Annotated in this window: 8 protein-coding genes and 1 tRNA gene; 2 read left to right on the top strand and 7 right to left on the bottom strand. The window is 68.8% G+C overall.

The features are described from left to right. Positions 1-19 precede the first annotated feature (19 nt). Positions 20-658, top strand: a complete 639-nt coding sequence (locus ACM6LU_RS33865; RefSeq protein WP_414941914.1) for a TetR/AcrR family transcriptional regulator — start codon at positions 20-22, stop codon at positions 656-658. A gap of 82 nt (positions 659-740) precedes the next feature. Here ACM6LU_RS33865 and ACM6LU_RS33860 read toward each other — a convergent pair. Continuing rightward, positions 741-814 (bottom strand) — tRNA-Thr (locus ACM6LU_RS33860). A gap of 138 nt (positions 815-952) precedes the next feature. Between ACM6LU_RS33860 and ACM6LU_RS33855 the strand changes: the two genes are divergently transcribed. Continuing rightward, on the top strand, positions 953-2,638 hold the full coding sequence (locus ACM6LU_RS33855; protein WP_414941913.1) for a hypothetical protein: 1,686 nt from the start codon (positions 953-955) through the stop codon (positions 2,636-2,638). Between the two features lie 440 nt (positions 2,639-3,078). Here the strand turns inward: ACM6LU_RS33855 and ACM6LU_RS33850 are convergent, their stop codons facing one another. The 6 genes from ACM6LU_RS33850 to ACM6LU_RS33825 all read right to left on the bottom strand — a co-directional run bounded on the left by ACM6LU_RS33850 (position 3,079) and on the right by ACM6LU_RS33825 (position 9,938). Next, positions 3,079-4,287: a DNA polymerase III subunit delta' gene (locus tag ACM6LU_RS33850; protein WP_414941912.1), complete on the bottom strand. Its 1,209-nt coding sequence runs from the start codon at positions 4,285-4,287 to the stop codon at positions 3,079-3,081. Then, positions 4,284-6,338, bottom strand: coding sequence for a bifunctional MFS transporter/dTMP kinase (locus ACM6LU_RS33845; RefSeq protein WP_414941910.1), 2,055 nt, complete (start codon positions 6,336-6,338; stop codon positions 4,284-4,286). Before ACM6LU_RS33845 ends, ACM6LU_RS33850 begins: the two co-directional genes overlap by 4 nt. A 142-nt stretch (positions 6,339-6,480) precedes the next feature. Next, entirely contained in the window at positions 6,481-7,095 is a 615-nt protein-coding gene (locus ACM6LU_RS33840) for a hypothetical protein (RefSeq protein WP_414941909.1), read from the bottom strand. 13 nt (positions 7,096-7,108) lie between these two features. Next, positions 7,109-8,344, bottom strand: a complete 1,236-nt coding sequence (locus tag ACM6LU_RS33835; protein ID WP_414941908.1) for a hypothetical protein — start codon at positions 8,342-8,344, stop codon at positions 7,109-7,111. A 36-nt stretch (positions 8,345-8,380) separates the two neighbouring features. Beyond that, positions 8,381-9,154 (bottom strand): ESX secretion-associated protein EspG, encoded by a 774-nt coding sequence (locus ACM6LU_RS33830; RefSeq protein ID WP_414941906.1) that lies wholly within the window; start codon positions 9,152-9,154, stop codon positions 8,381-8,383. Further along, complete coding sequence (locus ACM6LU_RS33825; protein WP_414941905.1) at positions 9,147-9,938, bottom strand: ESX secretion-associated protein EspG; 792 nt, start codon at positions 9,936-9,938, stop codon at positions 9,147-9,149. Before ACM6LU_RS33825 ends, ACM6LU_RS33830 begins: the two co-directional genes overlap by 8 nt. Between the last annotated feature and the right edge of the window lie 312 nt (positions 9,939-10,250).

Genomic DNA, 10,250 nt, shown 5'->3' with positions numbered 1-10,250 from the left:
CTGCTGTCAAGATGGAGAAGTGACCGCGTCCCGCCGCTACAGCGGCAAAACCGCCGACGAGCGCCGAGCCGAACGACGGCTCGCCCTGCTCGGCGCCGCACTGGACATCTGGCAGGAACAGGGCTGGGCGGCGGTCACCATGCGAGGCGTCTGCGCGCGGGCGAACCTGACCGATCGGTACTTCTACGAGAGCTTCGCCAACCGCGACGCGTTGCTCGCCACCGCCTGGGAACAGGTCCGCGACGAGACCCTTCGCATGATCCTCGACGCTGTCGCCTCCCGGATCGAGCAACCCGCCTTGGAACAGCTTCGCGCCGCGCTGGACGTTGTCGTCCATCACGTGCAGGAGGAACCGGCCCGAGCGCAGATCCTGTTCGGCGACCACGCGGGCAGCGCGGTGCTGGAGCAACTACGGCGGCAAACCGTCCAGGAGACCACCGATCTGCTGATCGAACTCGCCCGGCCGCATCTGAAGCCCGACGTGAACGGGCTGGAGTTCCGGGTCAACGTCCTGCTGGGCATCGGGGGCTTCGTCGAGATCATGCTCGCGTGGCGCTCCGGCGCTCTCGACGCCGACGCGGACACGCTCGTCGAGCACCTCACCGGAGTGGGCACTTCGCTGTCACGGATGTTCCTCGCGGACGACACCAACGGGTGAATTTTCGTTTCGGGTTCGAGGCTTGTCCCGGAAACGGGTCAGGGCCCCATCCGGAGTGTCCGAATGGGGCCCTGACCTGCGGAGCCGCCTAGGGGAATCGAACCCCTGACCTATTCATTACGAGTGAATCGCTCTGGCCGACTGAGCTAAGGCGGCAGACATCGGGCTCGCACCCGATGACGATGACCAGTGTAGCGGAGGGGTTGAACGTCACCTTCCGGGGCCACCGTCGTTAGGTCCTATGACGCCGGTCTCAGTCCCCAAGATCGGCCTTCCCCACTGGAGGACCTGTTCATGCGGCGACGACTGCCCCGTGTGCTGGCGCTCCCGGCCGCCGCGGCTCTGCTTCTGCTGACCGCGGCTCCGGCGATCGCCCAGGACATCCCGACCACGCCGATCCCCGATCCGGCCCATCCAGGGCAGCCGCCGATGTCGGCGCCGATCGGCCCGCAGCCGCTCGGGAAGGCGGTGGGTGACGCGGGTGCGGCGCTCGGTGTGCTCCGGCTGCTACCCAACGCGGTGCCGACGAGCGCCATCCTGCCCGGAGCGGACAAGCTGCTGCCGAAGCAGTCCGCGCTCGAAGCCGGGATGGGGCTTTCCAGCGCGCAGGCCAACTCCGAGGCCTACCTGAGCTACGAGAAGTCGATCGCGCAGTCGTCGCCGTTCGGCCTGTCGGCCGCGGGCAACGCGCCGCAGACGCCGGGCAGCCTCGTGCAGACGGCGCTGCCGGACAACCCGAAACCGATCAGCGGCGGCCTCAACGCGCCGAAGAACCCCCTGTTCAACCTCGGCCTGCTGAACGGCGAGGCGCACGCGCGCTGGAGCCCGACGCTCGGGCCGTGCGTCGGCACGATCGCCGACTCGAGCACGTCGATCGCGAACCTCGCGCTGCTGCCGACCATCCCGAACATCCCGGGCGCCGAGCAGCTGACCCAGGCGAGCGAGCAGCTCCAAGCCGGTCTCAAGGGGCTTCCGGGCCCGCTTGCGAATCTGGGCGGGCTCCTTTCGGGAACCAGCGCCAGCAGCGACGGCAAGGGCGCCGTGCTGAGCCTGCCGAACACGCTGTCGTCGCGGTCGACCGTGCGGCTGGTCGACATTCCCGGTACGAAGAACAAGGCCGTCGAATCGACGTCGACCCTGCAGGCGGCCAGTATCGAACTGTTGAAGGGCACACCGCTCGGCCTGACGATCAAGGTCGCCAGCCAGCCGACGCTGCGGGTCACCTCGACCGGCGACAAGAAGACGTCGAAGGTCGAGTACACCGCGCCGGTGCTGCAGATCGTGCGCGGCGACAAGGTGCTGTTCACCCTCGACGCGAACAACCCGACCAAGGACATCCCGGTCGGGATCCCGCTGCCGTCGCTCAAGCAGGTGCCGGGCTTCGAACAGCTGAAGAACGTGCCGGTCATCGGCGGTCTCGCCGAGATGCTGAACGGTGCCACGAAGCAGCTTCCGGGCGGCGAGGCCGGGAACGGGCTCACCCTCGACCTCGGGGTGCTGAAGCTGTCGATCGCCGGGCTGAACCAGAAGTCGAGCGACACGACCTCGCCGTTCAAGGGTTACCAGCTGGGCGCCTCGGCGCGGCTGCTGGATCTGCAGATCCTGCCGACCACCGCGCTGCAGAAGGCGCTGCCGCCGGAGGCCGCGAAGAACCTGCCGTCGTCGCTGGCACAGATCTCGCTCGGCGAGCAGATCGCCCGTGCGCACGCACCGGCCGGCGGCGTCGAATGCGGCACCGTGACCCCGCCGCCCGCGGGCAACAACGGTGGCGCGGCGCCGAAGGGCCCGGTCAAGAACCTGGCCTACACCAACGGCGCGTACGACACGGTGCCGATGTTCTGGGCGGGTACCGCGATGCTGCTGATCGGTGTCGTCCTCGTGGCGGCCATGCCGGGACGGCGGCGGCTTTCGGTGGTTCCTGTCTCTCCGAAGGGCTCGCCGGGCTTCAAGCCTTCGCCGCGGCCGCGCTCGGAGGACTAAACGCGATGAACGGTCCTTTCGCGCCTTGCCCCCGCGTGGGAGGCCCGTTCGTACCGCCTTCAGTCGCGCCTGTAGCTGACGGGGACCTTCGCCGCTTTGCTGCGGTGAAGGTCCCCTTCGCTTCGACCAGGTCGGCCATGTCCCCAATGCCTCATTGGAGACGCTGAGCGTCCCAAACTCGGCATTCGCGCGCGGTCACGATGCTGGCTGAAGGGGACTTTCCCCGCATGCGACGCGGCGAAAGCTCCCTTCACCGCGTCCTATGCGGCGAAGGCTCCCATCACGCCCCACCCGAATCTCCTTCACTTACCCACAGCGCTTGTCCACAACCACCCCAACCTGTGGACAACTCCCGCCACCAGCACTTTTCCGCCCTCCACCCCGGTAGACTGGACTCGGGGTCGCCCCCCTTGGGACGGGCGGGGGGTGGGGTAGGCGCATCAGCCTTGGCGCAGGGTGGTAACCATGGCTTCGACGGCGATCCGCGGTTTCACGTTCAGGTCGATGGCGTCGCGGCATTCCAGCACGGCTTCGAGTCGGCGCAGGATCGAGTCCGGCGCCCAGGCGGAGGCGGCCTGCGCGATTTCCGACGAGTGGTCGGGGTGGTTCAGCGTCGCGCCCGCGCCGCTCGCGGTCACCAGCACGTCCCGATAGAACGCGGCGAGGTCCACCAGCGCGAGGTCGAGGGTGTCCCGCTGGGTTCGGGTCGCGCGTGACTTCTGGCGCTTCTCGAGCTGCTTCACCGCGGCTTCGGCGGCACGTTTCGCGCCCGAGACACCCTTTCCGATGCCGTCACCGCCCATCGCGGTGCGGAGTTCGGACCGTTCGGCCTCGTCGCGGACCTTGCTCTCCTCACCCGCGTCGGCCTCGGCCGCGCTGATCAGCTGATCGGCACAAGTGAACACATCGGACGGACGACGCAGGCCGAGCGGGATCCGCAGCACCGTCGCCCGCCGCTGCCGGGCCGCCTCATCGGTGGCGAGCCGCCGCGCACGGCCGACATGTCCACTCGAGACGGACGCGGCCCACCGCGCGCGTTCGGGATCGATGCCGTCCCGTTCCACGAGCACCCGCGCGATCGCCTCGGCGGGCGGAGTCCGCAGGGTGACCAGGCGGCACCGCGAGCGGATCGTCACCGAGACGTCGTCCGGGTGATCGGACGGCGCGCACAGCAGGAACACCGTGCGTTCCGGCGGCTCCTCGACGGCCTTCAGCAACGCGTTCGACGCGCCTTCGGTCAACCTGTCGGCGTCCTCGATGACCACCACTTGCCACCGCCCGGTGGTCGGGAGGCGAGCGGCGGACTGCACCAGCGAACGCATTTCGGCGACGGAGATCGAAAGGCCTTCCGGCGCGACGAGCTTGACGTCGGCGTGCGTGCCGGCGAGCACGGTGCGACAACCGGGGCATTCGCCGCAACCGAGGCCGGTGCTGCACTGCAACGCCGCCGCGAACACTCTCGCGGCGGTTGAGCGACCCGAACCCGGCGGACCGGTCACCAGCCACGCGTGGGTCATCGCCCCTGGCGCGACAGGCTGGTTCTCGATGATCCGCGCGGCCGCCGTCGACGCCGAAGAAAGGATGCGCGCGGCGGGTTCCTGGCCGACGAGTTGCTTCCAGACACCGATCAGCACAGGGGTTTCCGTCATCTCGCCTCGACCTTTTCCTCCACCGGAGCGAGCCCGGCGAGCCTGCCGACGAGCACCGCGCGAACCGCGGTCCGCACCCGGTCGCTCACTTCGTCCTCGGTACCGTCCGCGTCGACCACCACATACCGGTCCGGGTCCGCGGCGGCCATTTCCGTGAGCAGATGCTGCACCCGCCACTGCGCGTCCAGCGACTCCGACTTCCGCATCACCGTGCCGGGATCGGCGTCGAGCAGGACGGTGATGTCCGGCCGCAGCCGGTTGGTCGCCCAGTCGGCGAGCCCTTCGAGTTCCTGGCTGTCCAACCCGGCGACCGCGGACAGATGCGCCAGCGGCGAGTCCACGAACCGTTCCATCACCACGACGGAACCGGCGTCGAGCGCGGGCTGGATGTCCCGTTCCACGATGTCCGCCCGCACCGCGGCGGCGGCGAGCGCCTGCGCCCGCGCACCGGTCAGCGAAGCGCCGGAGAGCAGCTTCGCGAGCCGCTGGTCGTCCAGGGCCGGGTCGGCGGCCAGCACAACGGGACGCGTCCCCGTGCGCAGCCATTCGGCCAGCCGCGCGGCCTGGGTCTCGGTGTTGATGGCCCGGGTGCCCTCGAGCGCGATCAGCAGCCCGTTGACGCGGCGCGGGCTGCGCCGCAAGGCGTTGCGGAGATCGGCGAGGATCGGCTCGGCACGCCTGTCGTCCATCTGCCGGTAGGCGACGAGGCCCGCGATCAACGCCAGGACACCACCGCCGATCATCACCGGCCGGGTGCCGTCGATCGTGATCGTGCCGCCCCACAAGGTGAGCTCGGTCTGCTGGACCGCGCTGATCAGCACCGGCACCAGCACCGTCGAGCCGAACAGCACGATCTTCATCAACGACTGGTAGATCGCGTTGATCCGGCCGCGGATGTCGTCCTCGATCCGCGAACCGATGATCGTGACACCGGTCAGGAACGCCGTCCCAGCCCACACCCCGACGGCGGCGACCGCGACCAGCGAAACGGCGAGGTGCGGCGACAGCGCGACGACGATGAGACACAGGCCCGCGGCGACGATCGAGATCCCGAACAACCGGTCGTGCGCGAGCCGCCGGGCGAGCTTCGGAGCAACGGCCATCCCGGTGGCGAGCCCGAGGAAGACGGCGAGGACGAGGAGGTTGAACGCCGCGTCACCGCCGAGCAGGCTGGACGAGTACGGCTTGGCCGAACCGATCACCGCGCCACCGGCGGCGAACGCGCCGAACGCGCCGATCATCAGCCCGCGCACCAACGGCGTCGTCCGCACGAAGCGGGCGCCGTCGGAGATCATCTGGCGGAAGCCGAACTTCTCCTCGTCCGCCGCCTTGACCTTGGGTTTCTCGACCGTGTGGACGTTGCGCAGCGAGAGCTCGGGAATCCGGGTGGCGATCACGATCGCGCTGGTCAGGTACAGCAGGCCGGTGATGACGACGGCGACCTTCGCGATGCCGAGCTGGGCATCGCCCTGGAAGAAGTGGAACGTGGTGTTGCTACCGGTGAGCAGGGCGTTCGCCCCGGCCGCGGTGATCACCGCGAGGCCGTAGGTCATCACCATGCCGAGCTGGTTGGCCGTCTCGACCTGGTCCGGGCGGCGCAGCAGGTTCGGCACCGCCGCGTCCTTCGACGGGATCCACATCATCGCGCAGCAGCCGACCAGGAAGTTCCCGGCGAACACCCACCACGGCGTGCCGACGAACGCGATCGACAGCAGGAATCCGCACCGGCCGAGGTCGCAGAGCACCATCACCTTGCGCCGGTCGAACCGGTCGGCGAGCAGCCCCCCCAGCGGGGCGAACAGCAGGCCCGGCAGCAGCGACGTCAGCACGACACCGACGAACGCGAAGTTCTGCGCGGCATAGCTGTCGGTCAGCTTGGTGACCAGACCGGTCAGCGTGAGCAGGTTCAGCCAGTCCGCGACACTGCACAGATAGCTGACACCCCAAAGCCGGCGGAACGGCTTGATCGCCAGCACCCGCCGCGCGCGGTGGATGGTGGAGGCGTCACGGCTCGAAGATCCACCCGTGCCCGCTTCGGGCACTGACTGCACGCCCTCGCTGATACGCCCACCCCACTAGTCACGCGGCGCCGAACAACCCGGGTGTACGCCGAGTCCCCCGACCGTATGGCCAGGGTATCCCGATGGGTGACGTCGAGATGGACGGCCCCGTCCGGCGCTACCGCCGGACGGGTTACCCGAAGATCCCCGCGATGCTGTTGAACAGGCTGGCCAGCAGCTGAATAGCGAGGACCGCGAAGACAATCATGAGCGCGATCGCGATCATCACACCGGTGGTGTTCGACGACGGCTTGCCGAGCCTCGGAAGCTGCATCGAACGCTTGGCTCGCCGGATTTCGACCTCGGCCTCTTCATCGACCTCGACCGGCTCTTCCTGCCTTATCCGGCGAGGCTGACGAAGCAGCTGCGGCGGCCTCGACGGCCACGTGCGCTGCTGGGGCAGGATCCCGATCGGCGTAACGCCTTGCTCACCGACCGTGCTGACGATCCCCACGGGCGGAAGGAGGGCGGACTGCTCACCGCCGGGTGTCCTGGCGGGTTGTTCGTCCGCCAGCATCGCCGCGTTGACCATCCGGCTCACGACTTCGGGGTCGTGCTGGACCGGTCCGGGGATGGGCAGGCGATCGTCCCCGGCCTCGGCCGAGGGGTCCGATGGCGGCACTGTATTGGTCGTGACCAGCCCGGACATCGGGTCGGTGAAGGTGTCGCCTGGAGGATCTGCCTGAGTGCCGTCGCCTTTCACGAACTCGGGGGCATCGAAGAAGGGGGCTTCGCCCTTCCCGCTCATGGTGACCACCTCACTAGGGAATGTCCTCTGCTTCCAGGGTAACCACCTCGGTTCGGCGCACATCCGCCCAATGGGCCAGATAAATGTCACGCGCGGCAAGGCTGATCTTCACATCCTCCAGCAAAGGTTCGAAGAAAGAACGCCGGTACCGGGCATCTGTCGCGGTTGAAGCGGCAAAGTACAAACCGGAGAAAACCGCAAGGAAAAGGGAGACATTGATGAGGGCGGAACTCACCGGGAGGGGGACACCCAGCAGTGTTCCGGGCGCCGATTCACGGCCTGCGAACTCCGTCACGACCTCCGGCCGGAGGATCAGCACCCCGAACACGATGAAGAAGGCGAACACCAGTACCCCGAACGCCACGATCTGCACCGCCTGGGCGAAGAACAGCACCAGGCCGATGTTCAGCCGCTCTGTCTTCGTAAGAGTGGCTTTCGCCGGCACACGACGGCCGGGCGGCGGAGAGTCGTCGTCGAACGGCGTGCCGCGCAGGACGGCCGCCCCGGGTTCCAGGGTCCAGGACATCAGCTCCTTCATCTCGTCGGACAGCATCGACGCCAGGAACACCGCTCCGATCACGACGAGGAAGCCGACCACCAGCCACAACCGTCCCGGGCTCAGGCGTTCCACGGCCTGCCACAGCTCGGCGGTGAAGAAGCTGAACATCACCACCAGCAGGAGCAGCGGCAACGCCCGCGACGCGAGCGTGCCGATGGCCCTGACCTGCGCGACCGCGCTCCGCGCCGCCCAGGTCAGGATCGAGCCGACCCCGATCCGCACCAGCAGCATCAGCACGGCCAGCGCGGCCAGGTTGGTGAGCACGGCGCGCCACAGCGGGTCGCTCCACGGCACCAGTCCGGTGAGCCGCTCGCCGAGCGGCAGCATTGACACCCAGAACCCGATCGTCGCGACCATGACGGCCAGCCGAACCCGGGTGCGGTGCAGCGCCCGGAGCAGCTTCGCCATCAGGCGCCCGCCGACCACCGGCACCACGACCACGGCGAACGTCAACGCCAGTACGCCGAGGACGTAGGCGAGGCCGCTGTCACGCATCCTGGCTTCGAGCACGTCCTGGGGCACGTCGAGGAGCTTCAGCAACCCGGCCAGCAGCAGGTCGAGCAGGCACAGGAAGACCAGTCCCGGCGTCGACCGGCGCAACATGCCCGCGCCGCGCCTTCGCCGGTGGATGACCATCGGCAGCCCTCGCCGCCGGAACCACGCGTCCGCCGCGCGCCGGTCCAGGTCCATCGCCCGCCCTCCCCCGAGTCATCGCATGAATTGCGGCTACGTCCGGCTCAAGTCCACCGCCTCGTGCAGCCAGCCCGCCAGTGCCGGGCGGTCCATTCCACCGAACATCAGCCACCCTTCGGAAGGGGCGGCGTACAACACGAACCTCCCCAGATCGTTGTCGACGATCACGAATCCGTAGTCCGGGTACTCGGCGTTCAGCCCGCCGAAGGCGACCAGATCGAGGATCGCCGTCCCGGTTCGCGGCCTAATCAGTGTGTCGCCGACCAGGCCGACTTCTTCGTCCTGGCCGGGCAGCGGCACACCGTGCTCGTCGATCCGGATGCGCATCGGGGCCACTTCACCTGCCGGGACGTGCGGGAGCCCGCCGAACACGCGGGAGCCCAGTTCGCCGAAGTCGCTCAGGCTGAACGTGGTCCGCCGTCCCGACCGCATCCGCCAGACGACCGCCTGGTGCCCGTCGCCGTAGCAATCGACCCGTACCGCGCGGGGCGCGGACGCGAAGACGCCGGTGAGGACGCCTCGCACCGAACCCCGCAGCATCACGCCGTGCATCTGGATCGCGGCGGGATGGATCTCGCCGTTCTCCATCAGCCCGGCCTCTTCGAGCATCGCCGCCTTGGCTGCGTACCGCTCGGCCTGGGTGACGAGATCCGCCGGCCCGTCGTAGGACGGGCACAGGCGGCGGATCTCGTCGTCGGTGATCTCCGGGTCGTACCCCAGGTACACACTCCGGCGCTCGGGCACCGCGCGCAGCACCGGCTCGGCGGCGCGCTTCATCAGTTCCTTCACCGTCGTCGCCTCACGCATGGTTCTGCACCGCCTTCACGATCCACTGTTCGGCCATCGACCGGCTGGCCGGACCCCAGGTGAGCGTCCAGCTGCCGTCGGCGTCCATCGCCGCGCTGAACTGGTACCGGCCGAGGTCGTTGTCCACCAGGCCGAACGCGCCGTGCGGGTACTCGGCGAGAATCGAGTTCCGCACCGCGAGATCGACCAGGACGGTGCCGTGACGCGGCCGCGAAGCACCCTCACGGATCACCTCGACGGCCTCACGGGCCCCCAGCGGGATCAGCCCGCCCGCGTCCGTCCGGATGCGCACGGTCTCGCCGGGGCCAGTCGGGTGGTCGGGCAGCCCGTCGAACACCCAGCCCGGCAGCGCGCTGAGGAAACCGGACCGCAGCCGCGCTCGCCTGCCGAGCTTGTTCAGCACCGTGGTGTAGTCCTCGTCGCCGAAGAACCGGACCTCCCACGGCTCCGGGCGCGCCGGGAAGACCCCGGTCACCACGCCGCGGATGAACCCGCCGCGCAGCGCGCGATAAAGCCCGACGGCCTCGGGCGTGACCTCACCGCCGGGGGCGAGTCCGATCGCCGCCATTCCGCTGACGAACCGGGTGTACTGCTCCACCTCCTCGGCAAGGGTGAGCCCTGGAGTCGGCTCCTCGTCGGCCAGCACGGGTGGCACGGCGAGTTCCGGATCGTAGAACTCCATCACCGAGGGACGCTCCGGAACCTCGGCGGCCAGCGGGGCGATGACCTCGTCGATGACGTCGAAGACAGCGGTCGTTGAAGTGCTCACCTGACCATTGAACACCCTGGTACCGACAATTTTTAGAACTTTTGTTCGAACGGGCGAGGCCGGTCGGCGAGCGGTCGGTGAGCGGTGTCCGGCCGACGGATTCGCTCGGCTGAGCCAGGCGTCGGACGCGATCCGGCCCGTCGACCACAACGCCGATCATCGGTGCGGCTTCTGGGCGAGCCTTCGTTCCTGACCGACCCCCCCCGTTACCTTCTTCGTGGCTCTTGATCAAGGAGCTGCGGTCGCCAGGCCCGGCATGACTTAGTCCCCCAGTCGAACCCATGATCCGGGGGGTGGTGTCACCGGGTTTGGTGGCATCGAGGGACC

Origin of the sequence: Amycolatopsis sp. cmx-11-51, from assembly GCF_047608665.1 — a bacterium.
Lineage (GTDB): Bacteria > Actinomycetota > Actinomycetes > Mycobacteriales > Pseudonocardiaceae > Amycolatopsis.
This window is presented reverse-complemented; position numbering and strand designations above follow the sequence as displayed.